Annotated in this window: 22 protein-coding genes; 10 read left to right on the forward strand and 12 right to left on the reverse strand. The window is 68.9% G+C overall.

Annotation, left to right across the window (positions count from 1 at the left end):
* Positions 1–646: 646 nt before the first annotated feature.
* The 8 genes from HND91_RS12235 to HND91_RS12270 all read right to left on the reverse strand — a co-directional run bounded on the left by HND91_RS12235 (position 647) and on the right by HND91_RS12270 (position 9,631).
* A complete protein-coding gene (locus HND91_RS12235) occupies positions 647–1,504 on the reverse strand; it encodes a DUF4747 family protein (protein ID WP_181706867.1) in 858 nt (285 codons plus the stop codon).
* Between the two features lie 111 nt (positions 1,505–1,615).
* Positions 1,616–2,959 (reverse strand): GTPase HflX, encoded by a 1,344-nt coding sequence (gene hflX, locus HND91_RS12240; protein ID WP_343057339.1) that lies wholly within the window; start codon positions 2,957–2,959, stop codon positions 1,616–1,618.
* Between the two features lie 479 nt (positions 2,960–3,438).
* Complete coding sequence (gene hfq / locus HND91_RS12245) at positions 3,439–3,684, reverse strand: RNA chaperone Hfq (RefSeq protein ID WP_181707136.1); 246 nt, start codon at positions 3,682–3,684, stop codon at positions 3,439–3,441.
* 169 nt (positions 3,685–3,853) lie between these two features.
* On the reverse strand, positions 3,854–4,738 hold the full coding sequence (locus HND91_RS12250) for a D-amino-acid transaminase (protein ID WP_181706869.1): 885 nt from the start codon (positions 4,736–4,738) through the stop codon (positions 3,854–3,856).
* A 9-nt stretch (positions 4,739–4,747) separates the two neighbouring features.
* Positions 4,748–5,470: an ABC transporter ATP-binding protein gene (locus HND91_RS12255; RefSeq protein WP_246329456.1), complete on the reverse strand. Its 723-nt coding sequence runs from the start codon at positions 5,468–5,470 to the stop codon at positions 4,748–4,750.
* Complete coding sequence (locus tag HND91_RS12260; RefSeq protein WP_246329457.1) at positions 5,467–6,735, reverse strand: lipoprotein-releasing ABC transporter permease subunit; 1,269 nt, start codon at positions 6,733–6,735, stop codon at positions 5,467–5,469. Before HND91_RS12260 ends, HND91_RS12255 begins: the two co-directional genes overlap by 4 nt.
* 76 nt (positions 6,736–6,811) lie before the next feature.
* Positions 6,812–8,134: a proline--tRNA ligase gene (gene proS / locus HND91_RS12265; protein ID WP_181706870.1), complete on the reverse strand. Its 1,323-nt coding sequence runs from the start codon at positions 8,132–8,134 to the stop codon at positions 6,812–6,814.
* A gap of 909 nt (positions 8,135–9,043) precedes the next feature.
* Positions 9,044–9,631, reverse strand: a complete 588-nt coding sequence (locus HND91_RS12270; RefSeq protein ID WP_181706871.1) for a class I SAM-dependent methyltransferase — start codon at positions 9,629–9,631, stop codon at positions 9,044–9,046.
* Between the two features lie 359 nt (positions 9,632–9,990).
* Here HND91_RS12270 and HND91_RS12275 point away from each other — a divergent pair, with 359 nt between their 5' ends.
* Positions 9,991–10,314 (forward strand): hypothetical protein, encoded by a 324-nt coding sequence (locus tag HND91_RS12275; protein WP_181706872.1) that lies wholly within the window; start codon positions 9,991–9,993, stop codon positions 10,312–10,314.
* Between the two features lie 13 nt (positions 10,315–10,327).
* On the opposite strand, the gene HND91_RS12280 is transcribed toward HND91_RS12275, so the two are convergent.
* The 4 genes from HND91_RS12280 to HND91_RS12295 form a co-directional block, all read right to left on the reverse strand.
* Positions 10,328–10,975, reverse strand: a complete 648-nt coding sequence (locus tag HND91_RS12280; protein ID WP_181706873.1) for a glutathione S-transferase family protein — start codon at positions 10,973–10,975, stop codon at positions 10,328–10,330.
* A 199-nt stretch (positions 10,976–11,174) separates the two neighbouring features.
* Positions 11,175–11,627, reverse strand: coding sequence for a DNA polymerase III subunit chi (locus tag HND91_RS12285; RefSeq protein WP_181706874.1), 453 nt, complete (start codon positions 11,625–11,627; stop codon positions 11,175–11,177).
* Positions 11,628–11,637: 10 nt separating this feature from the next.
* On the reverse strand, positions 11,638–11,808 hold the full coding sequence (locus HND91_RS12290) for a hypothetical protein (RefSeq protein WP_181706875.1): 171 nt from the start codon (positions 11,806–11,808) through the stop codon (positions 11,638–11,640).
* Between the two features lie 238 nt (positions 11,809–12,046).
* Positions 12,047–13,543: a leucyl aminopeptidase gene (locus HND91_RS12295; RefSeq protein ID WP_181706876.1), complete on the reverse strand. Its 1,497-nt coding sequence runs from the start codon at positions 13,541–13,543 to the stop codon at positions 12,047–12,049.
* Positions 13,544–13,813: 270 nt separating this feature from the next.
* On the opposite strand from HND91_RS12295, the gene HND91_RS12300 reads away from it, so the two are divergent.
* The 9 genes from HND91_RS12300 to HND91_RS23220 all read left to right on the forward strand — a co-directional run bounded on the left by HND91_RS12300 (position 13,814) and on the right by HND91_RS23220 (position 25,196).
* Positions 13,814–14,992: an LptF/LptG family permease gene (locus tag HND91_RS12300; RefSeq protein WP_181706877.1), complete on the forward strand. Its 1,179-nt coding sequence runs from the start codon at positions 13,814–13,816 to the stop codon at positions 14,990–14,992.
* Between the two features lie 2 nt (positions 14,993–14,994).
* On the forward strand, positions 14,995–16,080 hold the full coding sequence (gene lptG / locus HND91_RS12305) for an LPS export ABC transporter permease LptG (protein ID WP_246329469.1): 1,086 nt from the start codon (positions 14,995–14,997) through the stop codon (positions 16,078–16,080).
* A gap of 37 nt (positions 16,081–16,117) precedes the next feature.
* Entirely contained in the window at positions 16,118–18,451 is a 2,334-nt protein-coding gene (locus HND91_RS12310; protein WP_181706879.1) for an LPS-assembly protein LptD, read from the forward strand.
* A 234-nt stretch (positions 18,452–18,685) separates the two neighbouring features.
* Positions 18,686–19,645 carry a SurA N-terminal domain-containing protein gene (locus HND91_RS12315; RefSeq protein WP_181706880.1) on the forward strand — a complete coding sequence of 320 codons (960 nt, stop codon included), beginning with the start codon at positions 18,686–18,688 and terminating at the stop codon, positions 19,643–19,645.
* A gap of 37 nt (positions 19,646–19,682) precedes the next feature.
* Positions 19,683–20,717, forward strand: coding sequence for a 4-hydroxythreonine-4-phosphate dehydrogenase PdxA (pdxA, locus tag HND91_RS12320; protein ID WP_181706881.1), 1,035 nt, complete (start codon positions 19,683–19,685; stop codon positions 20,715–20,717).
* Between the two features lie 49 nt (positions 20,718–20,766).
* Positions 20,767–21,627, forward strand: coding sequence for a 16S rRNA (adenine(1518)-N(6)/adenine(1519)-N(6))-dimethyltransferase RsmA (rsmA, locus tag HND91_RS12325; RefSeq protein ID WP_181706882.1), 861 nt, complete (start codon positions 20,767–20,769; stop codon positions 21,625–21,627).
* A gap of 152 nt (positions 21,628–21,779) precedes the next feature.
* Positions 21,780–23,303, forward strand: a complete 1,524-nt coding sequence (locus tag HND91_RS12330) for a hypothetical protein (protein WP_181706883.1) — start codon at positions 21,780–21,782, stop codon at positions 23,301–23,303.
* A 151-nt stretch (positions 23,304–23,454) separates the two neighbouring features.
* Complete coding sequence (locus HND91_RS12335; protein ID WP_181706884.1) at positions 23,455–23,748, forward strand: hypothetical protein; 294 nt, start codon at positions 23,455–23,457, stop codon at positions 23,746–23,748.
* Complete coding sequence (locus HND91_RS23220; protein WP_210272687.1) at positions 23,745–25,196, forward strand: methyl-accepting chemotaxis protein; 1,452 nt, start codon at positions 23,745–23,747, stop codon at positions 25,194–25,196. The genes HND91_RS12335 and HND91_RS23220 overlap by 4 nt, the downstream gene beginning before the upstream one ends.
* Positions 25,197–25,242 lie beyond the last annotated feature (46 nt).

Consider the following 25,242-nt stretch of genomic DNA (forward strand, 5'->3'; position numbering starts at 1 on the left):
GGGGGGGTGGTGGGGAGGAATTTATGTCGACACGATCCAGCCAAGTTGGCCCACTAGGCTCAAGTTGGCCCGCTAGGCTAATGATCGGCTGGATCGCTAATGCCCGCGATACGATAAACCGCAAGCGCGGCAGCTATTGTTAAAGTTATGCAGTAGGTTAGGAAAAAGTGACCGACAAATGAGATTAACAATCTTGCGTACTCGATTGCCTTATAGATCCTTTCTTTCCAAGCCCCTAATTGGCTAAGATCTAGACAGTAGTCGAAAACCCCGTCCGCTAGTATCGCCCAAATTACACACAATACCTGAACAAATATGAAATGGTAGAATGTCGCGTTTATTTCATCTAAATAACTGACCCCTCTGGAATTTTTTACTGATCTCAGAGCCTTTTTGAGTCGTCCGGTCATCAAACTAAATAAAATTGCATAAGATCCGAGGCTGAAACCTAGTAAACTCGGAATCATCGAGTAAGTACTCTCTATCCAATCTTGTTGCAGCCAATTCGGATAGCTAAATCCGCTTACAACTATAGCTACAATGAACATGGGCGAGCTAAAAATAGCTGCCCAACCACCATACGCGCAGAAATACCTACGCGTTTGCCGCTGAAATGCCTTGAATTGCTCGAGAATGTGCAAATCAGTTATCCGTCTTTCGCGACTATGCGGCGGAACGCGTTTTCCTCCGACATAACATTCGGATCATATCGGTCCTGCAGTAACTTGGGGTATTCGTTTGTTGACCGATAAACTGCACCGGTCTCATCGCGTCCTTTGATCTCGACTCCGCCGTTTTCGAGCGCAACTTGGGTAACATTCTTGATACCCTCGTTTATCACGATCGACTGCCCTGGCTCAGCATCATACGTCAACACAAGACTTCTTGAATGCGTCTCATGCAAATGGGCTTCGATTTTTGCTTCGAAGTCATCTTCGAAAATGTCAGAATTTGGTTTTAGTATTGTGATTTTCACTTCATTTATCTTGGCGACGCTAAACAGTTGTGCCAGCCCCTCAGCACTTTGTACGATGGTTATAGTCGCCAGGTTGTACTTAGCTGTAATATCAAGATTATCAGAAAGCCCTTCGAAAAGGCGTAATGCAGAGGCGGGTGTAAACTGCCGTCCTTTTGTGTACTGCTGGATATATATTCGGTGCTTCTTGGTATCGAATAGAAAATAGAATGATGCAGAATTCGGGTACAGGTTTTCTGGTATAGACAGCCTTGAGATCTGGTTCTCGGTTGCCTCTTCTAGCTTGTCTGCATCGAACCATGAACCATTTTTGTCGATTCGAGTGAATGCAGTGACCGCTCCAAAGAATGTTCCATCGGACGCGTTCGACGTATCCAGCATGGAAAGCATCGCATATCTGTCGCCATGAATCCGTACAGGCAGCCTACGCTGATGTAGATCTTTTATGTATTCGGCATAAATGCTTGGCGAGTGCGGGTGAAGTCTGACATTAAGGATACTCACGGCCATCTTGATTGTGCGCGCCATTTCTTTCGCCCCCTGATGGAGACGTCACTATCAGATATCGCGCACATCCGTAACTAGCAAACGGGAATGTTCCACAATGTTCACACTCACTGGTGTAGTGTGGATATAAAACTACGTGATATTGCCCACCCGATACCGCCCCAAGAACTCGTCCTGGAACTTCTCCGGAATCCGCACGGTCAAATGCAGCCCGTCCTCGGGGCTGTCGTCGCGGGTGAGGACTTCGCCGTGGCTGTAGAGCCAGGCGAGGCCTTCGCCGTCGGTCTTGTCCACCACCACCGCGAAGGTGGGGCGGTCGCCGACGAGGCGGCGCTCGATGGAGGCGATCAGGGGCTCCAGGCCCTCGCCGGTGACGGCGGAGATGGCGAAGCGCTCCTGGCCGGCGGGGTCCGGGGCGTCGGCCTGGGCGAGGAGGCTTTCGCGGCGGGCCGGGTCCAGCGCGTCGATCTTGTTCCAGACCTCGATCACCCGGGCGGCGTCCTCCGGGTTCACGTCCAGCTGGCGCAGCACGTCCGAGACGTCCTCGGCCTGGGCCTCGGTGTCCGGGTGTGAGATGTCGCGCACGTGGAGGATGATGGTGGCCTCCACCACCTCCTCCAGCGTGGCCCGGAAGGCGGCGACCAGGTGGGTGGGGAGGTTGGAGATGAAGCCCACCGTGTCGGACAGGATGGCGTCGGTGCCGTGCGGCAGCCGGACCTTGCGCAGGGTGGGGTCGAGCGTAGCGAACAGGAGGTTCTGCGCCAGCACGTCGGCGCTGGTGAGGCGGTTGAACAGGGTGGACTTGCCGGCGTTGGTGTAGCCGACGAGGGCGATGACCGGGTGCGGGGCCTTCTGGCGCTGGCGGCGGTGCAGGTCGCGGGTGCGGCGGACCTGCTCCAGCTCCTCCTCCAGGCGGGAGATCTTGTCCTGGAGCTGGCGGCGGTCCGCCTCGATCTGGGTCTCGCCGGGGCCGCCCATGAAGCCGAAGCCGCCGCGCTGGCGCTCCAGATGGGTCCAGGAGCGGACGAGGCGCGACTTCTGGTAGTTGAGGTGGGCGAGGTCCACCTGCAGCCGGCCCTCGCGGGTGTGGGCGCGCTCGCCGAAGATCTCCAGGATCAGGCCCGTGCGGTCGAGCACCTTGGCGCCGAGGCCCTTTTCCAGGTTGCGCTGCTGGATGGGCGTGAGGGCGTGGTCGACGATGACGAGCTCGGCCTCCTCGGTGGCGACGGCGAGCTTGATCTCCTCGAGCTTGCCGGTGCCGACCAGGGTGGCCGGGCGCACGGTGGTGAGCCGCACCGGGATGGTGGCGCGCACGTCGAGGTCGATGGCGAGCGCGAGGCCGACGGCCTCCTCCACGCGGGCGTCCATGGAGCGGGAGGCCACGCGGCCGCGCTCGCGGTCGGCGTCGCGCTGGGCGCGGTTGTCGATCTCGGGGACGACGACGATCGCCTTCGTCCGCTCGGCAAGGCGGGAGATGGTGCGGGGCTTCGGGGTGTTGAGCCCGCTCTCGTCGCGGGGATCGCGGTGATCCAAGACGCCTCCCAAGGGTGTCGTTCGTTGATGGCTCGCCGCCCGGGACCCGCCTCGCCTGTCGGGCGGCCCGGGAGCCGCCGCCCCTGGCCTCTCCAACACCCGGCGGGGCGGAATGATCCCGCCGGCGGCGGCGGCATGTGCCGGGCCGGGGGTGAAGCCGGCCGGCGCGGGGTGCGAAGCGCGCCGTCGGGGGCCGGCGCGGGGGTGAAGCGGGCCGGCGGGCGGGGGCGTCCGGCGGGGATGGCCGCCGGGCGACGGAGGATCGGCCGCGCGGCGGGCGCGGGATCAGCCGCGCGCTGCGTTCGGCGGGCGCGGGATCCGGCGCCATAGGGCGCGAGATCGGCCACGCCTCGCCGAGGATCGGCCGCGCGGCGGGCGGCGGCCGCGCCTTGCTCAGGATCGGCCGCGCGGCGGGCGCGGGATCAGCTGGCCGCGTCCTCCCCCGGCTCGAACAGCTGGACCGGCTGGGCCGGCATGATGGTCGAGATCGCGTGCTTGTAGACGAGCTGCGAGTGCCCGTCGCGGCGCAGCAAAACACAGAAGTTGTCGAACCAGGTCACCACGCCTTGGAGCTTGACGCCGTTGACGAGAAAGATGGTCAACGAGGTCTTGTTCTTGCGTACATGGTTGAGAAAGGTGTCCTGAAGGTTCTGGGCTCGGTCCGCCATTGTCTGTTGGCCTTTTTTTCGGCGTTTATAGTCGCGTTGTCCGGCGTTGGTCCGAAGGGGGACGGACACCCGATGGGTGTCCGCCAAGAGAGTATTCCACCGCGAAATCAAACGAAAGTCACCCCCCGCGCGCCGCGCGGGGAAGACAATGTGCAGATTGAACCCAACCTCAGGCCGACTTGTTGCTGCCCTGCAACGGAACATGCTCCGCCACGCCCCGGAACGCGGCCCGGAGCCGCGTCGCCACCGAGCCGGGCGCACCGTTGGCGATGGGCCGGCCGTCGAGGGTGACGATCGGCATGACGAGGTTGCCGGCCGAGGTGAGGAAGACCTCGCGGGCGGCGAGCGCCTCGGCGACGGTGAAGCGGCGCTCCTCCACGGACAGGCCCTCGGCGGCCGCGACCTTCAGGACGGTGGTGCGGGTGATTCCCCTCAGGATGCCCCGGTCGGCCGGCCGGGTGACGAGCGCGCCGTCGGCGGTGACGATCCAGACGTTGGTGGAGGCGCCCTCGGTGACGTGGCCGTCCGCGTCCACCAGGATGGCCTCCAGCGCCCCCGCCTCGCGGGCTGCCTGCTTGGCGAGCGCGTTCGGCAGGAGGCCGATGGTCTTGATGTCGACCCGGTCCCAGCGCTCGTCCGGCCGCGTGATGGCGGCGACGCCAGCGGCCGCCATGGCGTCGCCCTTGGCGGGATCCGCCGGGCGGGCGGTGACCACGAGGGCGGGCCGGACGGGCGTCTTCGGGAAGGCGTGATCGCGCGGGGCGACGCCGCGGGTGACCTGCAGGTAGACGAAGCCGGAGCGGATCCGGTTGCGCCGGGCGACCTCCCTCAGGACGGCCACGAGGGCCAGACGGCTCATGGGGGCCGCGATGGCGAGTTCGGAGAGCGAGCGGTCGAGCCGGTCCAGGTGACCGGTGAGGTCGATGAAGTCGCCCTCGTGGAGCTCCACCACCTCGTAGACGCCGTCGGCCAGCTGGTAGCCGCGATCCTCCACGTGCACGGCCGCGTCGGCATGGCGGACGTAACGGCCGTTCACATAGGCGGTGCGGAACATGGCGACGGTCTACTCCAGCTCGACGACCTTGCCGTCTTCCAGCGTGATGCGCCGGTCCATGCGGGCGGCGAGGTCGTGGTTGTGGGTGGCGATGATGGCGGACAGGCCCGTGGCGCGCACCAGCGCCGACAGGGCGTCGAACACGTAGTGCGACGTCTTCGGGTCGAGGTTGCCGGTGGGCTCGTCGGCGAGCAGCACCTTCGGGGCGTTGGCGACGGCGCGGCCGATGGCGACGCGCTGGCGCTCGCCGCCGGACAGCTCGGACGGAAGGTGGGTCGCCCGGTGCTCCAGCTTCATGTAGGCGAGAAGCTGCATGGCGCGCTCGGTGGCGTCCTTGCGGGCGAGGCCGGCGATCATCTGCGGGACGACCAGGTTCTCCACGGCGGTGAATTCCGGGAGAAGGTGGTGGAACTGGTAGACGAAGCCGATGGCGGTGCGGCGGACGGCGGTGCGCTGGGCGTCGTCCATCTTGCCGCACGCCTTGCCGGCGATCACCACCTCGCCGGAATCGGGCCGCTCCAGGAGGCCGGCGATGTGGAGAAGCGTGGACTTGCCGGCGCCGGACGGCGCGACCAGGGCCACCACCTCGCCGGCGTAGAGCTCGAACGCCGCGCCGCGCAGGATGGGCAGGACGCCGTCGCCCTCCCGGTAGGACTTCTCCACGGCGGCGAGGCGGAGGACGGGGTCCTCCACGCCGGTGATCAGGCCCTTCGGCGCCTCGGTCATGGTCATTCGTACCTCAGGGCGTCGACCGGATCGAGGCGCGCGGCGCGCCAGGCCGGGTAGAGGGTGGCCAGGAAGGAGAGGAGCAGCGCCATCACGACGACGGTGGCGGTCTCGCCGGCCTGGATGTCGGCGGGCAGCCGGCTCAGGTAGTAGAGTTCCGGGGAGAACAGCTCGGTCGTGGTCAGCCAGGAGACGAACTGGCGGATCTCCTCCACGTTGAGGCAGACGATCAGGCCGAGGACGAAGCCCGCCACGGTGCCGGCGAAGCCGATGGACGCGCCGGTGATGAGGAAGACGCGGAGAATCGCCCCGCGCGTCGCCCCCATGGTGCGCAGGATGGCGATGTCGCGGCCCTTGTCCTTCACCAGCATGGTCATGCCGGAGATGATGTTGAGGGCGGCGACGAGCACGATCAGCGTCAGGATCATGAACATCACGTTCCGCTCCACCTCCAGGGCGGAGAAGAAGGTGACGTTGCGCTGCCGCCAGTCGGTGACGAGGGCCGGCCGCTCGGCGGCGACCACGATGCTGTCGCGCATGGCGCCGACGGAGTCCGGATCCTCCAGGAAGACGTCGATGGCGCTGACGTTGTCCGGCATGGCGAAGAATCGCTGCGCCTCGGCGAGCGGCAGGAACACGAAGGTGCCGTCATACTCCGACATGCCGATCTCGAAGATGGCCGTCACCGGGTAGGACTTGACCCGCGGCGTGGTGCCGAGCGCGGTGACGTTGCCCTTGGGGCTGACCAGCGTGACCCGGTCGCCGACGGCGACGCCGAGCGACTGGGCCATGCGCAGGCCGATGGCGACGCCGTTGGCGGTGTCGAACCCGTCGAGCGTGCCCTGGCGGATGGTGCCGGAGACGAGCTTCAGCCCGGCGAGATCGGACGCGCGGACGCCGCGCACCAGGGCGCCGGTGGCGTTGGACGGGCCGGAGGCCAGCACCTGCCCTTCCACGAAGGGCATCACCAGGGTGACGCCCGGCACGCCGGCGATGCGCTGGGACACCACGTCGAAATCGGTCAGCGGCTGGTCGATGGCCTGCACCACCACGTGGCCGTTGATGCCGAGGATCTTTTCCAGGAGCTGGCCGCGGAAGCCGTTCATGACCGCCATGACGATGATGAGCGTGGCGACGCCGAGCATGATTCCCGTGAAGGAGAAGCCCGCGATGACGGAGATGAAGGCCTCGCGCCGACGCGAGCGCAGGTAGCGCCCGGCCAGCATCCATTCGAAGGGGGCGAAGGGTCGTCCCGCTTTCGCCTCGCTCATACCATGCTCCTCATACTGCCCATGAGGGGGACCGAGGCCGTGGTCCCCTCCCCGTCCGGCCGGATCAACGGCGCGATCAGGACTTTTCTGTGACGCGGGCGAGCGCGGACTCCAGCGACACCGACTGCTTCTCGCCGGTGGCGCGCCGCTTGAGCTCGACCACGCCCTCGGCGAGGCCCTTCGGCCCGACGACGATCTGCCAGGGCAGGCCGATGAGGTCGGCGGTCGCGAACTTGGCGCCGGGCCGCTGGTCCGTGTCGTCGTAGAGCGGATCGCGGCCGGCGGCGGCCAGGGTGGCGTAGGCGCTTTCGCAGGCCGCGTCCACCGCCGCGTCGCCGGGCTTCAGGTTGAGGATGCCGACGCCGAACGGGGCGACCGAATCCGGCCAGATGATGCCCGCGTCGTCGTGGCTCGCCTCGATGATGGCGCCGAGGAGACGGGAGACGCCGACGCCGTAGGAGCCCATGTGGACGGGGCGCTCCACGCCGTCCGGACCCGCCACCTTGGCGCCCATGGCGTCGGAATACTTGGTGCCGAAGTAGAAGATGTGGCCGACCTCGATGCCGCGCGCGGAGACCTGGCGGTCCTCCGGCAGCGCCTTGAAGGCGGCCTCGTCGTGCATCTCCTCGGTGGCGGCGTACTTCGTGGTGAAGGACTCCACGATCGGGGTCAGGTCGGCGTCGAAGTCCAGGTCCTCGCCCGGGACCGGCGTGTCGAGGAGCGCGCGGTCGCAGAAGACGGCGCTCTCGCCGGTGGACGCCAGAATGATGAACTCGTGGCTGAGGTCGCCGCCGATCGGGCCGGTGTCGGCGCGCATCGGGATGGCCTTGAGGCCGAGACGCTCGAACGTGCGCAGATAGGCGACGAACATCTTGTTGTAGGCGACGCGCGCGCCGGCCTGGTCGAGGTCGAACGAATAGGCGTCCTTCATCAGGAACTCGCGGCCGCGCATGACGCCGAAGCGGGGGCGCACCTCGTCCCGGAACTTCCACTGTATGTGGTAGAGGTTCAGCGGCAGGTCGCGGTAGGACCGGACGGACGTGCGGAAGATGTCGGTGATCATCTCCTCGTTGGTCGGCCCGAACAGCATCTCGCGCTCGTGGCGATCCGTGATGCGCAGCATCTCTTTGCCGTAGGCGTCGTAGCGCCCGCTTTCGCGCCAGAGGTCGGCCGCCTGAATCGTGGGCATGAGAAGTTCGATCGCGCCGGAGCGGTCCTGCTCCTCGCGCACGATCTGCTCGACCTTCTGGAGCACCTTGAAGCCGAGCGGGAGCCAGGCGTAGATGCCCGCCGCCTGCTGGCGCATCATGCCGGCGCGCAGCATCAGCCGGTGGGAGACGATCTCGGCTTCCTTGGGCGTCTCCTTCAGGATCGGCAGGAAGTAGCGGCTGAGACGCATGGAATCCTCGTGTCGGCGGGTCTTGGTGAGCCGCGTCAGTCAAAGCGCATCGAACCGGAAAACTCAAGCCCGGCCGGGCGTTCGGAGCCGGCGTCCAACACGAGAAACCGTGTTGCGACAATACGACCAAAGGCGCGGCATTTTTTTTGTGCGAGGGGTGCACAGGGAGATGACAATCCTAAGAACGGGGTGTAAGGTGGCCCCATAAAAACAAGGAGACACCTGTCGGACGATGTAATGTCTCAATAATCGAGACCGTCAGCCGACTATAGCGGAAGTGTTCTCATCAAATCGCGGTCTGAGTCTTGGGAGGAAAAACCCCGCTGGCGCGGAAATCGCTGCCTCTTCTTTGATCGGTCGGGAGGTCTATTCGGTCAGAGTCGTAAGGGGTCGACACGCGGAACTACCATAGAGCGGGGCTTCGGCTCCGCTCTTTTGTTTTTGTTAATCGATTTATTTTTCGACCGGCGCGATCTATCGCGTGACGGGCATGCGCGCAGATGTGCCGCGCGGGCGCTGGAGACATCCGCGACGATCGCGGGGTTGGCCGGATCAGCAGCGGAAAACAGGGAAGCGGGACGGTCGGCGGGTGTTCGCCGGGCGAGGTGGATGGGTCGGCCGGTTCGGGCGATCCGTTGTCCGCCCGCTCGACCACCCGTCATGGTCCGGTTCGTCCGGACCACCTACGCATGCTCCGGCCGACCGAGCGCCCTGCCCTATGGTGAACGCGGGGTTGGCCCGCCTGCGCGGGCCATGACGGCGGTGGAGCGGGCCGGCGGGGGCGGGTCGGGTCCTCGGGCGGACCTTCGGTGGTCCGTCTGCGCGGACCATGACGGTGAATCGTGAGGGTCGCCGGGGACGGGCGGGGCCGCGTCCCTGGCGCCTATCGCGGCGCGGGCGTCGCTCGGGTCAGCGGGGGAGGACGGGCTTGCGGCCGCAGTAATGGACGCGCCAGCCTTCGCGGGTGCCGCCGAAGATGTCGCCCACGTCGCGGCGGGCGCGGCGGGTTTCGTCGCGGCGGCGCTCGGTTGCGTCGAACTCGGCGGTCAGGCACTCCAGGCTCTCGAACAGCGACTTGAGGCCGTCCGGCGTGAAGCGGAAGAAGTCCTCCGGCCGGGGCTGGTAGCGGGTCGTGAACACCGTGGTGTGGAAGGTGATGCCGCCCGGCTTCAGGATGCGGGCGATCTCGTCGGCGACGCGCCACGGCGTGCGGACGTGCTCGATGGAATCGACGGAGAAGACCGCGTCGTAGCTGCCGTTGGGGATGTCGGCCAGGATGGAGACCACGTCGGCCGGGAGACCGTCGCGGACGATGTCGCGCTGGTCATGCCGCACACCCTCGTCGAGCCAGGCGGCATGGGACTGGCCGCAGTGACCGATCTCCAGGACGCGGACGGCGCGACCATGCTGGCGGATCTGACGGCGGAAGAGCGTCTCGGCCCTGCATGTCTCGGACGGGGCGAAGCCCTTGAGCCCGACCGACACCTTCGGCGTCATGCCTGAGCCCACGTCGATCCCGGCGCCGAGGAACCTGAAGAAGCGTGATCCGAACCGTTGCCTTAAAGCGTTCACAGCGCTCATTTTCACCCCCAACCCGATCGTTCGACCGGTGTCGGCGTTCCTCTCCAGGGTCCGGGTTCTATGCCCGGACCTCGACGTGGTCCCGTCAAGGGCCGCACCCGTGAGGTTCACGCCGCGCCCCTGTCAGGACGAAACATCTTCCCCACAAAAATCCCGTCGATGCAAGGCTGAACTGAGAAAAACACTAATAGAAATCGCCGCTGATACCATAGTCAAACCCGATCACCGGTCCGGCGGATATTCCATTGGGAGTCGAATGAAATGCGAGGACTAGGATGATGATCGAACACATACGGCGTTTGCTGACCGTTTCTGTACACCTGTTGGTGTTCGCCGGAGCCCTCGGTCCGGTCGCCCCCGCGATCGCCGAGACTTTGCCGCTCCGCTCGCCGACCGGCCAGGGCGACGTTCCGATCTACCGGCCGAGTGACGCCAGACCGCGAAATATTCTGCCGATACCTGAAAACGGGATCGAAAACCCCGACAACGTCGTGCCGGAGAAATCCTCGCCGTCGTCGGTCTATGACAGATGCAGAACACTGCCGGGGGTCGGCGAAGGGTCCAACCGGCCGATCTACTGCAAGGGCATCCGGCGTTGACCGGCGGGCGGGGTCAATCCACCTCGTCGGAGGGAACCACCCAGGTCTCCGCCCTCCCCGCCTCCGCCCACTCGGCCATGGGGCCGAAGGCCATGACGGCGTCCATGTAGGCGGCCTCCACCGGCCCGACCGGAATGCGGTACGTGGCGAATCGGCTGACCACCGGCGCGTAGAAGGCGTCCGCGATGGTGAAGGCGCCGAAGAGGAACGGCCCGCCGGCCCCGAAGCGGGCGCGGGCGGTGCGCCAGATCTCGCGCACCCGGGCGATGTCGGCCGCCGCCGCGGGCGTCGGCTCGCGAACCGCAGGCGGACGGCGGATGTTCATGGGAAAATGGCCGCGCAGGCCGCCGAAGCCGGAGTGCATCTCCGCCGCGATCGCCCGCGCGACCGCGCGCGCCGCCGGATCCGTCGGCCAGAGGTTCGCCTCGGGCGCCTTCTCGGCCAGGTATTCGGCGATGGCGAGGCTGTCCCAGACGGTGACGTCGCCGTCGACGAGCACCGGCACGCGGCCGGCGGCGGAATGGGCGGCGATGCGCTCGGCGGTGTCCGGCGCGTCGAGGTCGATCAGCACCTCGTCGAACGGCAGGCCGGTCGCCTTCAGGGCGAGCCAGGCGCGCAGCGACCAGGACGAATAGTTCTTGTTTCCGATGATGATCTTCATGAAGACGGTCCCGCCGGTCGGACGTGAGGCCCGGACGGTGCGCCGGTCCAAAGCGGCGGTCAAGCCTCCGGCAGCACGGCTCGGGGCGGGCGCGTCTCGGGCGGGCGGGGCACGGGCGGGCGGGGCACGGGCGGGCAGGAACTGAGCGGGCGCTCCCGGGACCGGTGGTGGACGCCGGCGCGCAGGCGCGGACGGCGGTTCAGGCCTTGCGCTCCCAGCCGCCGCGCGCGGTCTGCTGCCAGTATGTCACCTCGTGGCCATCGGCCTTCAAGCGTTTCCACGCCGCCCTGGCCTCCGCGAGGGCGTCCGGGTCGCCGCCGTCGAAGACGAGGACGAGGCGCTGGTAGGCGGCCGGATCGAGCGGGGGCGGCGCGCGGTCCACCAGGAAGCGGACGGCGGCGCCGTTGGGGTTGGCGTCGTCGGTGGTGAGGAAGACCGGCTGCTCGGCCTCGAACCCGTCGGCGGCGGTGCCGTGGGGCAGGAAGCTCTCGTCCGTGAAGGTCCAGAGGTGGGTGTCGAGGGCCTCCAGGCGCTCGGCGGACCCGGCCTGGACGACGGCGGTCCAGCCGCGCTCCAGCGTCTTCTGGAGAAGAGCGGGCAGCACCGCCTCCAGGGGACGGTTTTCCAGATGGTAGAACAGGACCTCGGTCATGAGGCGAGGTCTACCACCCGATGTGGGCATCCATAAAGACAATGATGCCGGCCACCACCGCGGCGCCCACGAGGGCCGACAGGAAGGTGGGCGGGCGGCCCGTGAAAGCCCGGCCGAGAGTGACGGCGATGAACCAACTCACCACCGCGACGGTCACGATCTTGACTGTGATGCGTATCACGCCGGCACCGCATATTCGCCAACCGGCAACAACGCCGGCCCCATGAGCATTGGGGCAGATTTCGGTTAAAAATTCCGATATTCGATTGGACGACTCGAACGCAAGGCGGCGGGGGGCGGCTCCAGGGAAGCGACATCGGCTTCGTGGATCGGGCCGCGCGGATGCCGCCAGGCGGATCGGGCGCGCCGTGGGTGACGGCGCGCCCGTGCGAGGCGAACGAAGGAGAGGAGCGTCGCCCTCAGCTCTCGTAGTTGTCGCGCACCAGGCGGTCGAGGAGACGGACGCCGAAGCCCGACCCCCACGAGCGGTTGATCTCCGAATCCGCGGCCGCCATGGCGGTGCCGGCCACGTCGAGGTGCGCCCACGGGGTTTCGTTGACGAAGCGCTTCAGGAACTGGGCCGCCGTAATGGCGCCGCCGTAGCGGCCGCCGGTGTTCTTCATGTCGGCGAACCGGCTGTCGATCTGCTTGTCGTAGTCCGGGCCGAGCGGCAGGCGCCAGATCTTCTCGCCGGTGGCCTGGCCGGCCCCGTAGAGCTTCTCGGCGAGGGCGTCGTCGTTGGAGAAGAGGCCCGCGTGCTGGGTGCCGAGCGCGACCATGCAGGCGCCCGTGAGGGTGGCGAGATCGATCATGAAGGCCGGCTTGAACCGGTCCTGGGCATACCAGAGCGCGTCGGCGAGCACGAGGCGGCCTTCCGCGTCGGTGTTGATGATCTCGATGGTCTGGCCGGACATGGAGGTGACGATGTCGCCCGGCCGCTGGGCGTTGCCGTCCGGCATGTTCTCCACGAGGCCGAGGATGCCGATGGCGTTGACCGCGGCCTTGCGGCCCGCGAGCGCCCGCATGAGGCCGATGACCGCCGCCGCGCCGCCCATGTCGCCCTTCATGTCCTCCATGCCGGCGGCGGGCTTGATGGAGATGCCGCCGGTGTCGAACACCACGCCCTTGCCGACGAAGACCAGCGGCTGATCGTTCGACTTGCCGCCGTTCCACGTCATGATGGCGAGGCGGGCCGGACGCGCGGAGCCCTGGGCGACGCCGAGGAGCGCGCCCATGCCGAGCTCGCGCATGTCCTCGTCGACCAGGATCTCCACCTCCAGGCCGTGGGCCTCGAGCGCCTTGGCGTGATCGGCGAACTCGACCGGGCCGAGGATGTTGGGCGCCTCGTTGACGAGATCGCGGGCGAGCTCGACGCCCGCGGCGACCTCGGCGGCGGCGGCCCACAGGCCGCCGGCCCGGTCGGCGTCGTCGATCGCGAGGGTGATGGCCGCCGCCGGCGGGGGATCGTCCTTCTTCTTGGTCTTGTGCTTGTCCCACTCGTAGGCGCGCAGGCGCAGGCCGAGGGCGATCTCGGCGGCGAGCGCCGGGTCGAACGCCTCGCCGTCCGGCCGCTCCAGGACGAGGGTGACCTCGGCGGCGCGGGACTCCTTGATCTTGCCCATGAGGGTGCCGCCGAGCTTCAGGGCGGCGGCGGCGTCGAAGGCGTCGAGCGCCCCGAGGCCGACCACGAGCACCCGGTCGACCGCAAGGCCCGCGGGGGCGACCACGTCGAGGACCGAATTGACCTTGCCCTTGAAGGCGGCCGCCGAGAGGGCGCGGGCCAGCGCGCCGCCGGACGCCTCCAGCATCTGCCGGCCGAGCGGGCCGAACCCGTTGTCCGCGTCGACGAACAGGACCGCCGCGCCGCGCTCGGGCAGCGCGGACTGGGCGAAGGAGATGGTGGGTAGGGCTGCCATGATGGGAACGTGTGCCTTTTCTGCGGGCGGCGGCTGACGCCTGCCGGCCGTCGCCTGTTACGTCGAGGGTGCGCGATCGCGCGATCCGGCCCGAACGCCGCGCGCGGCCGGCGTGTCGGCGGGGCCACAAGGTGGCGCGTCTCGCGCGGGACGGCAAGAACCCTCTTGCGCCGGTCAACCCCGACAAGAGACAAGGGCGGTGCCGGCGCGCGTTCATGGCCGGGGGGTCCCGCGGCCCTTGCGGCCGCCCCGAGAGCATGACTTGTCGCGATGAGCAGACTGGCCGTTCACATCTTCGCCAGAACCGGCGTCGTCTTCCTCGCGGTCCTGGCCACGCTGACCGGCATCGTGTGGGTCACGCAGGCGCTGCGGCGCTTCGACCTGGTGACCGCCAAGGGCCAGGCGATCGCGACCTATCTCGGCATGACCTTCCTGGCGGTGCCGTTCCTCACCACCGTGGTGGCGCCGTTCGCGCTGGCGATCGCCATTATCGTGGTGCTCAACGCCATGCATTCGGACAGCGAGCTGGTGGCGATCAACGCGGCGGGCGGATCGCACCGGCAGATCGCGCGGCCGTTCGTGATGCTGGGGCTGATCGTCGGCATCTGGGTGGCGTTCATCTCGCTGTTCGCCGGGCCGCAGGCGCTGCAGACCCTGCGCGACATGACCAACAGGATTCGCGCGGACGTGGTGGCGAACGTGCTGCAGCCGGGCCGCTTCGTGGAGATCGACGAGGACTTCACCTTCCACATCCGCAACCGCGCGGGCGACGGATCGCTGGAGGGCCTGTTCATCTACGACAGCCGCGACCCGGTGTTCCTGTTCACCTACACGGCCGAGCGGGGGCGCGTGGTGGAGGCGCTCGGCCGCAGCCTGGTGGTGATGGAGAACGGCACCATCGAGCGCACCCGGCGGGCGGACCAGTCGTCCACCTTCGTGGCGTTCGGATCCTACGGGTTCGACCTGTCGGAGCTGCAGCCGGAGGGCACGGACCGGCCCTACCAGGTGAACGAGCGGACGATCGTGGAGCTGATCACGACGCCGGTGGACGACCCGTTCCGGGCGAAGCGGGAGGACCAGTTCCAGGCGGAGATCCACAACCGGCTCACGGTCGGGGTCTATCCGCTGCTGATGGTGCTGGCGGTGCTGGTGTTCATGGGCCTGCCGCGCACGACCCGCGGCGGGCGCGCGGCCGCGGTGGTGAGCGCCATGCTGGCGGCGACCGGCGTGCGCATCGCGGGATTCCTGGTGGCCGGGGCGGCAGGGTCGAACGCGGCGCTGATCCCGCTCGTCTGGGCGGTGCCCGGAGGGCTGATGGTGGTGCTCGGCGCGGCCTTCTGGGCCGGGCGCCAACCCGCCCTCCCCGGCTTCGTGACCGACGCGGCCGACCGGGTCGCCGAGTGGGCGCGGGCGCTCGCGGCCCGGGCCGTGAAGGCGGGCGGGTCGTGAGCATGGTCGGAACGCTCGGGCTCTACTACGCGCGGCTTTTCCTGAAATGGATCGTCGGCCTCTTCCTCGGGGCCGGATTCCTCGCCTTCCTGATCGACATCCTGGAGGTGATCCGGGCGAACGGCGACAACGAGAACTTCACGCTCCTCGGCGCGCTCGGCGTGTCGGCGCTCCGGATCCCGCTGATCACCGAGCAACTGCTGCCGTTCGCGGTGCTGATCGGGTCGATCGCGGCCTTCCTCAACCTGTCGCGACGGTCCGAGCTGATCGTGTCGCGCGCGGCGGGGCTGTCGGTCTGGCAGTTCGCGATGCCGGGGCTGGTGGTGGCGCTGGCGATCGGGGTGTTCGCCACGCTCGTCTACAATCCGGCCGCGACGGCGATGAAGATCCAGTCGGACCGGATCGCGGCGGGATTCGGGTCGGTGGCGTCCATCCTCAGCGACACGGCGAGCGACACGTGGCTGCGCCAGCGCACCGAGGAGGGCGAGGCGGTGATGCGGGTGGAGGGCATCGCGGACGCCGGCCGGATGATCCTGGAGCCGACGTTCTGGCTGTTCGACACCGAGGGCCGCCTGATCCGACGTGTGGAGGCGGTGGTGGGCGAGCTGGTGGACGACCACTGGCTGCTCTCGGCGGCCATATCCACAGATATCTCCGGCCAGCCGGAAAGCCTGCCGGACCTGCGTCTGCCCACCTCGCTGACGGCCGACCAGGTGCGGGACCGGCTGTCCGCCCCGGAGGCCGTGTCCTTCTGGCGACTGCCGGAGACGATCGAACAGGCGGCGGCGGCCGGGTTACCTCCATATAGATTTAATTTGCAATTTCATGTCCTCCTGGCGAGACCGCTGCTGCTCGCCTCGATGGTTCTCATCGCCGCGACGGTGTCGCTGGGCCTGTCCCGGTCGGGTGGCGTGGGGCGAATGATTCTCGGTGGCGTAAGCTCGGGCTTCGTGCTTTATGTCGTCACTGAAATCGCTCGCGATTTGGGCAGCGAGGGGCTGGTTCCGGCAGCCCTGGCGGCCTGGGCTCCGGCAGTGGTGGCAAGCCTCTTGGGGTCTACAGTCCTGCTGCACCGGGAGGATGGCTGAGTTGCAGAATCGCGTCCGCACGAGACGGTCGACCACCATGCTCGCCTGGACCTTGTCCGGGGTGGCGCTGGGCGCGCTCGTGCTCTCGGCGACCGGGCCGGCGCCGGCCCAGGAGGCCGCCCAAGGAACCGACGATCCGTCGCTGTCGGGCCTCGCGGGCGCCGGCCAGGACCAGGGCCGCATGCTGGTCGAGGCGGATTCGCTCATCTACGACATCGACGACGAGACCATCGCGGCCGTCGGCAACGTGGTGATCTACTACGGCGACTACACGCTCGCGGCGGACCGGGTGGACGTGGAGAGCCAGACCGAGCGGGTGCGGGCATCGGGCGCGGTGCAGCTGACCGACGCCAGCGGAACGGTCGTGCGGGCCGACAGCCTGGACATCACCGACGACCTGAAGGAAGGCGTGATCGAGGCGCTGCAGATCGTCACCGCCCAGCGGACGGCCTTCACGGCCGAGCGCGCGCGGCGGACCGGCGGCGACGTGACCGAGCTCGACAACGGCGTCTACCTACCGTGCGTGGACTGCGACGGCGTTCCGGGCCGCCAACCGGTGTGGCGGATCAACGCCAAGCGGATCATCCACCGCCAAGGCGACCGGACGATCACCTTCCGGCAGACCACCTTCGAATTCCTGGGCGTGCCGATCGCCTACGTGCCGGCGTTCAGCGCGCCGGACCCGACCGTCCGGCGCAAGTCGGGCTTCCTGGCGCCACGCCCGAGCTATGACGGCGACCGGGGCGTCGGCATCCAGACGCCCTATTTCCACGTGCTCGCGCCCAACATGGACGTGACGCTGTCGCCGGCCTTCTATTCGAACCAGGGCCCGCTGCTCGACGCCGAGTTCCGCCACCGGGTGATGGACGGCGCCTACTCGATCCGGATCGCGGGCCTGCGCCAGGAGGACCCGGCTGCCTTCGAGGACACGTCGGGCGACCGGCTCTACCGGGGCTCCTTCTCGTCCACCGGCGACTTCCGGATCAACGAGCGCTGGACCTGGGGCTGGGACATCGCGGTGGCGACGGACCGTTCGTTCTTCGAGGACTACGACCGCCCCGAGGCGGACGACGACGTGGCCGTGAACGACATCTTCCTGACCGGCGTCGACGGCCGGAACCGGTTCGACGCGCACGCCTACGGCTTCTTCGTGCAGCAGGAGGACAGCACCGAGCCCGGCGCCCTGGAGCAGGACGTCTCGCTTCAGGCCAAGCAGCCGATCGTCCACCCGGTGATCGACCACGAGGTCTACGCGGACGAACCGGTGGCGGGCGGCGAGTTCTCGGTGCGCAGCAACTTCACCAGCCTGACCCGGCGCAAGGACGACATCTTCGAGTTCGAGACCGGCCCCGAGACTCGCCTGCGCGCCGCCTCGGGCACGTTCACCCGCGGATCGGTGGACGCGCTGTGGCGTCGGCGGCTGGTGGATTCGGCGGGCCAGGTATTCACGCCCTTCGCCTACATGCGCGGCGACGTGTTCTTCACCGCGCCGGAGGACGGCAGCGCGATCGGCCTGACCGAGACGGACGTGGCGCTGCGCGCCATGCCGGCTGTGGGCCTGGAGTACAGCTATCCGCTGCTGTTCCAGTCGGCGATCGGCTCCACGGTGATCGAGCCGACGGCGCAGCTGATCGTGCGGCCGAACGAGACCGAGACGGGCGACATTCCGAACGAGGACGCCCAGAGCCTGGTGTTCGACGCCACCTCGCTGTTCGACTACGACAAGTTCTCCGGCTACGACCGGGCCGAGGGCGGCACGCGGCTCAACGTGGGCCTGCGCTATTCCTCGCAGTTCGTGGGCGGCGTGTCGGTGAGCGGCGTGGTGGGCCAGTCGATCCACCTTCTCGGCCGGAACTCGTTCGAGACGGACACCGCCTACAACACCGGCGCGGATTCCGGCCTCCAGAGCGACCAGTCGGACTACGTGGCCTCGCTCAACATCAACACCAACCAGGGCCTCCTCCTCGGCACCAGCGCGCGCTTCGACCAGGAGGACTTCGCGCCGAACCGCGTGACCGCCCAGGCGGTGGGCCTCGCCGGCCCGCTGACCACCGCCGTCACCTACGCGTTCATGCGCGAGCAGCCCGACCTCGGCATCGACGACGACCGGTCGGAGCTGCAGGCGGCCGCGAGCCTGCGGCTGAACGAGCACTGGCGCGTGTTCGGGGCGACCCGCTTCGACATCGAGAACGAGAACTTCGTGCGCCACGCGCTGGGCTTCGCCTATGACGACGAGGCCTTCTCGTTCTCGCTCGCCTATGCGGAAGACAAGACGCGCACGACCGGCGAGGCGACCGACCGGACGATCTATCTCCGGCTCGGGTTCCGGACGCTCGGCGACATCAACGGCTCCTTCGACGCCATGGAGTGACCCCGGAGCGGCCGGGGCCGGCCGACCGGCGTCCTACGGGCGTGGAGGGGCGTGGACCGGGCGTGCGCCGAGAGAGTCGGTCGTTCGCCGGCTTCGCCTTCCGAGCGGCGCGCCTTCAAAGCGCCATCAGCGGCCGATAACCGCTCCTTTGGCTTGACAGGCCGCACCCGGACGACGCTACATCCCGGCAAACCGCGATGAGCCGGTCCGATGCCGTTCGAGACGGAAATGAAGATGCGCATGCCCAAGACCTTCCTGACGTCCCTCTTCAAGGGCACTGCCGCAGCCGTCCTGGCCGTCGGCCTCCTGACCGCCGGACCGGCGGTGGCGCCCGTGGCGGCGCAATCGTCCATCAAGGTGATAGTCAACGACAGCGCGATCACCACCATGGACATCTCCAGCCGCGCCAAGCTGCTGCAGCTCGCCAACCGGCTGTCGCCCGGAGCGGCCCAGAAGGCCGCCGTGGAGGAGCTGATCGACGACACGCTGCGGCTGTCCGAGGCCAAGCGCCGGGGCATCACCATCAAGGACGAGCAGGTGAACGAGGCGGTGGCGGAGATCGCCTCGCGCTCCAAGCTGACGCCCGCCCAGTTCGCGCAGGCGCTCGGCCAGTCGGGCATCTCCATCAAGACCCTGAAGGAGCGCATCCGCGCCCAGATGGCCTGGGGCCGCATCGTGCGCGCCAAGGTGCAGCAGAACGTGCGCCAGGAGCAGACCGACCTGGTGGCGCAGATGCGCCGGCAGGAGCAGTCGCCCGACAGCGTGACCGCCGAGGACTACGTTCTGCAGCGCGTGGTGTTCACCCTGCCGGCCAAGCGCGGCGATGCCGACGTGCAGCGCCGCCGCCGGGAGGCCGAGGCCCTGCGCAGCCGCTTCAACGGCTGCGAGGAGGGTCTCGCGGCCGCCAAGTCGCTGAAGGAGGTGGCGGTGCTCAACATCGGCCGCCGGCTCGCCAGCGAGGTGCCGCCGCAGATGCGCGAGCAGGTGAAGGAGACCAAGAAGGGCGCCCTCACCAAGCCGCAGGTGACCGACCAGGGCATCGAGATGCTGGCCGTGTGCGACCGGATCACCGTGACCGGCGAGAGCGCCATGTCGGCGAGCCTCGACGCCGAGCAGATGAGCGCGCAGGCCAAGACCGTCTCGGAGACCCTGCTGCGCGAGCTGAGGCAGAAGTCCAACATCGTCTACCGCTGAGCGGCCCCCGCTCGGCGCACCCGGAGCCGCGCCGCCCATGGTTGTCGAGACAGACGCGGCGGGCGGCCCCGCCCTACCCCTCGCCGTCAGCGTCGGCGAACCGGCCGGCATCGGCGCGGAGATCGTGGCGCGCGCCTTCGAGCGGCGGACCGACGCGTCCGTGCCGCCCTTCTATCTGCTGGCCGACCCGGATTTCGTATTCTCGCGTCTGGCGCGGGCGCGCATCGCGGTGCGGGTGGAGACGACCACGCCGGAGGAGGCCGCCGACTGCTTCGCCCGCGCGCTGCCGGTCGTCCCGCTGACCGCCCGGATGGGCGACAGGCCGGGCAGGCCCGATCCGGCGGACGCTCGGGCGGTGGTGGAGGCGATCGAGACCGCCGTCCGCCACGTGGCCGAGGGCCGGGCCTCGGGGCTGGTGACCGCGCCGATCCAGAAGGCGAGCCTGTACGCCGCGGGCTTCGACCACCCGGGCCACACGGAATTCCTGGGCGCGCTTGCCGAACGCCACTTCCCCGGCGAGCCAGCCGAACCGGTGATGATGCTGGCCGGGCCAGAGCTTTCCACGGTGCCGGTGACGGTGCACATTCCGCTGAAGGACGTGCCGCGCGCGCTGACCGCCGAGCGGATCGTGACCGTGGGGCGGATCGTGGCGCGGGACCTCGCCCGACGCTTCGGCCTCGAGGCCCCTCGCCTCGCCCTCGCCGGGCTCAACCCGCACGCGGGCGAGGACGGCACCATGGGGACCGAGGACCGGGACGTGATCGCGCCCGCGGTCGCGGCGCTCGTGGCCGAGGGCATACGGGCGACCGGGCCGCACCCGGCGGACACGCTGTTCCACGCGCGCGCCCGAGCTGGCTACGACGTGGTGCTCGCCATGTACCACGACCAGGCGCTGATCCCGGTGAAGACCATCGCGTTCGACGAGACGGTGAACGTCACCCTCGGCCTGCCGTTCGTGCGCACCTCGCCGGACCACGGGACGGCGCTCGACATCGCCGGCAAGGACGTCGCCCGACCGGACAGCCTGATCGCGGCGCTCCGGCTGGCGGGGCGAATGGCGGCCGTTTCATGAGCCGGGCCGCCCCTGCGGGTCGGGTCGCCCTCGCGAGCCCGGTGACCGGATGAGCCAGATCGACGATTTGCCGCCGCTGCGCGACGTGATCGAGCGGCACGGGCTCCAGGCCATGAAGAGCCTGGGGCAGAACTTCCTGCTGGACCTGAATCTCACGTCGCGGATCGCCCGATCGGCGGGCGCGCTCGCCGGTCACACGGTGGTGGAGATCGGCCCCGGCCCCGGCGGGCTGACGCGGGCGCTGCTCGCCAACGGGGCCGAGCACGTGGTGGCGATCGAGCGCGACCACCGGGCCATCGCGGCGCTGGCCGAGATCCAGGCGGCCTATCCGGGGCGGCTGACCGTGGTGGAGGGCGATGCGCTCTCGCTGGACACCGTGGCGCTGGGGGCCGGCGACGGGCGGCCGCTGCGGATCATCGCCAACCTGCCCTACAACATCGCGACGCCGCTTCTCATCGGCTGGCTGTCGGCCGAGCCCTGGCCGCCGCGCTGGGCCTCCATGGCGCTGATGTTCCAGAAGGAGGTGGCCGACCGGATCACCGCGCGGGAGGCCGACGACGCCTACGGGCGGCTCGGCGTGCTGACCGGCTGGCGGACGCGGGCGACGCAGATGTTCGACATCTCGCCCAAGGCCTTCGTGCCGCCGCCGAAGGTGACCTCCACGGTGGTGCATTTCGAGCCGCGGCCGGAGCCGCTGGCCTGCCGGCAGGGCGCCCTGGAGGCGGTGACGCTGGCGGCCTTCGGCCAGCGGCGGAAGATGCTCCGCCAGAGCCTGAAGAGCCTCGGCGTCGACCCGCAGGCGCTCTGCGACGCCGCCGGGCTGGACCCGACCGTGCGGGCGGAGGTGGTGCCGGTGGCGGGATTCGTGGCGCTGGCCAACGCGTTCGACGCGATGAAGGGACGGGGCTGAGCGAGGCGGGCCGAGGAACGTGTCTGGCCTCGGCCGGCGCGCGACGGATGGCTTAACGCGCATTTCAGAGCTTTCGGGTTCAACTGCCGGACGGCCCGGACCGACCGGGCGCACAGGCGGCGGCTTCGGGTCGCCGAAAGCGCGGGTCCCGGATGAGCAGCGCGTCGCAGTCCACCGCCGGTACGGCAGACCGGCTCCGTTTCGGGGCCGGCGCCGTCGTGGCGCTGGTCGTGCTGGCGGCGTTCGCGGCACACACCGCCCTGGTGGGGACGACGCCGGACTTTCCGCTCGACGACGCCTATACGGTCCTGCACAACGCCCGGCTGCTTCACGAGGGCGGTGCGGACCCGACCTATCCGGGCGTGCCGGCGCTCGTCGGCAGCACGAGCGCGGTCCACTTGGCGATCGTCGCCCTGCTGGGCTTCGTGCTGCCTCTCCCCTTGGCGTTGCATGGGGTCGCTTGGGCTGGTGCGCTGCTCTATGGCCTCGGGTGCGCGCGGCTCGCCGGCGCGGCGGGCGCGGGACCGCGGACGGCGGCGGGGTTCGGGCTTGCGGCGCTCCTCGTATCCGATACGCCGATGCAGCTTCTGAACGGGCTGGAGACCGGGCTCGCCATGGCGGCGGTCGCCTGGGCGCTGGCGCTGGCCGCCGAGGGCGTGACGCGCCGGCCGCTGGCCACGGCGGCGCTGGCGGGAGCGATGCCGTTCATCCGGCCCGAGCTGGCGGCCCTGGCGGCGCCGCTGTTCGGCTGGCTGATGCTGGCCACGACCCGGGCGGCCGGGGACATGCGCGGGGGTCTGGCGCGGTGCGCGGGGCCGGCGGCGGTGGCCGTACTTGTGGCGGCGCCCTGGATGGCGTGGGCTCTGGCGGAGACCGGGGGCGTGCTGCCGGCGACGGCGGCGGCCAAGCGGGCGTGGTTCGCGGAGGCGGGCCTCGGTGCGGGGCGGTCGCTGGCGCTGGTCGGCGTGGCGGTGGCGTCCTTCCTGGGACCCTTCTGGATGGCCATCCTGGCGGCGCCGCAATTCCCGGTGCGGACGGCGGCGGGCCGGCTGGCGATCGGATTCGCCGGGCTGGTGGTGGGAAGTTTCGCGGTGAATCTGCCGGGGGCGCTGTTCCACAACGATCAGCGGTATCTCTACGGGCTGGCGCCGGTGCTGCTGCTCGCGATCGCCCAGATGGCGCGGGCGCCGCTGAGGCTGCCGGGCGGGCGAACGATCCCGCCGGCATGGGTGATCGGGCTCTTCGTCGCACAGGCGGTAGTGCTCGCGCCGGCGGGGATCGAGCGGTATCGGGCGGCGCTGGAGCGGACGGACGTGGAGCTGGCGAGCCTGTCCCGGTGGGCGCGGGAAACACTGCCGGCAAACGCGCACCTGCTGGTCCACGACGTGGGGCACCTGTCGTGGGCGACGGGGTTCCGGATCACGGACCTCGTCGGGCTGAAGACGCCGTCGAGCATTCCAGACCACTTGGCGCTGACCCTGCCGTCGAACGGGGCGCGGCGCGGGGAGGCCGTCGCCCGGATCGCCGCCCGGGCGGGCGCCACCCATCTGGTCGCGCTCGACGAATGGGACAGGCTGTTCGCCATCACGGACGGGCTCCGGGCGGCAGGATGGACGCTCGTGCCGGTGCGGGGCGACGGGCGGTACCGGGTCTACGCGCTGACGCCGCCTGTGTGACGCGGACTCCGTGCGATCGTGCGGGCTTTGCTCGCGCCGGGCGAAGTGCACCGCACAGACCGAATGTGCAATGCACATTTTTGCATGCATATCGCCGATCTTAGGACATTCTTTGGAACATATGCCGATATGCATTCCTCAGGAGGAACGCATGTCGGCAGGTCTTCTGTCCTTTGCCGCCGCCGCAGGCGCGGTGGCGATCCTGTCCCTCGCGCCCGGGGCGAACGGCGAGGTGGCCGTGCTCGCGCCCGCGTCTACGCCGGCGGTCGAGATCGTGGCGGCGGCGGGTGGCGCTGTGGCGGCGGTGTCGCCGTCGGGCCGGGTGGCGATCGCGGTCGCGACCGCCGACGGCTTCGTCGGCCGCCTCTACCGGGCCGGCGCCCTCCTGGTGTTCAACCCAGCGCTCGCCTCCGGATGCGAACCGCAACAAGGACGTGACCAGTGACAGCCATCGATACCATCCGCAATCGCTTTTCCGTGTTCCTGATGTCGGTGATCTGGCTGAACGTCGGGTTCATCGCCCTCCGGTCGATCTGGTCCGAACAGTCGGCGCTGGCGATGATCGGCGCGGCCCTTCTCTGCGCCCTGGTGGCGACCGGCGCCTGGATGACGGACCGCACCGGCGCGCAGACGCGGATCGCGACGTCCGTCGCGTCGACCGCCATGGTGATGATCCTCGTCTATGGCTTCGCCGGCACCACCATGCAGATCGACCTCCACATGTATTTCTTCGCCATGCTGGCGGTCATCGCCGGCTGGTGCGACTGGCGGGCCCTGGTGGCGAGCGCCGGCATGACGGCGGTGCACCACGTGGTGCTGAACTTCACCATTCCGGCGGCGCTCTACGGCGGCGATGCCGACGTGGTCCGGCTGGGGCTCCATGCGGTGATCCTGCTGGCGCAACTCGGCGTGCTGGTCTGGGTGGTGGACCAGCTCAACGCCGCCTTCGCGACCTCCGCCCGGGCGACCGCCGACGCCGAGGCCGCGCGGGAGCGGTCCGAGGCGCTGGCGCGCGAGCGGGAGGCGGCCGCCATCGCGGACCGGGGCCGCGGCGAGGACCTGATGCGCGCCGTCGCCGAGTTCCGCGCCCTGGCGGGCGGCGCCATCGAGACGGTGCGGGCCGACATCGTGCGGGCGCATGGCGTGACCCAGCGCATCACCGGCATCTCGGCGTCGGCCGCCGACCAGGCGCTCAGCGTGGCGTCCGCCTCGCAGCAGGCGTCGTCGAACGTGCGCACGGTCGCGGCCGCGGCGGAGGAGCTGTCGAGTTCCATCCAGGAGATCGACGACACGGTGAGCCGGACGCGGTCGGTGATCGACCAGGCCCGCGCCGACGTGGACGGTACGGTGCAGCGGGTGGGCGACCTGTCGCAGGAGGCGGTGAAGATCGGCGAGATCGTGACACTGATCCAGGCCATCGCCGAACAGACCAACCTTCTCGCCCTCAACGCCACCATCGAGGCGGCGCGCGCCGGAGAGGCCGGGCGCGGCTTCGCCGTGGTGGCGGCCGAGGTGAAGGGCCTCGCCGACCAGACCCGGAAGGCGACCGAGGAGATCGCCGCGCGGGCGAACGGCATCGGGGCGTCGACCGACGCGGCGGTGACGGCGATCCGAGGCATCGCGCACAGCATCGGCGACGTAGTGCGCTTCGCGGACTCCATCGCGGCCGCCATGGGCGAGCAATCGAGCGTCACCTCCGAGATCGCCCGCAACGTGGCCGAGGCGGCGCGCGGCACGGAGGCGATCGCGGTGAACTCCACGAGCGCGGTCGAGGGAGCGCGGGGAACGAGCGACGGCGTGACCGAGATGGCGCAGGCGGTCCAGTCGATCGCCTCGGCGGCGGACCGGCTGTCAACGGAGATCGACGTGTTCCTGCGCCGCGTGGCGGCCTGATGGGAATCGAGCGGGCGGGGCGGACGACCTGTCCGTCCCAGTGCCC

Origin of the sequence: Chthonobacter rhizosphaerae, from assembly GCF_013839525.1 — a bacterium.
In the GTDB taxonomy this organism is placed as follows: domain Bacteria; phylum Pseudomonadota; class Alphaproteobacteria; order Rhizobiales; family Pleomorphomonadaceae; genus Chthonobacter; species Chthonobacter rhizosphaerae.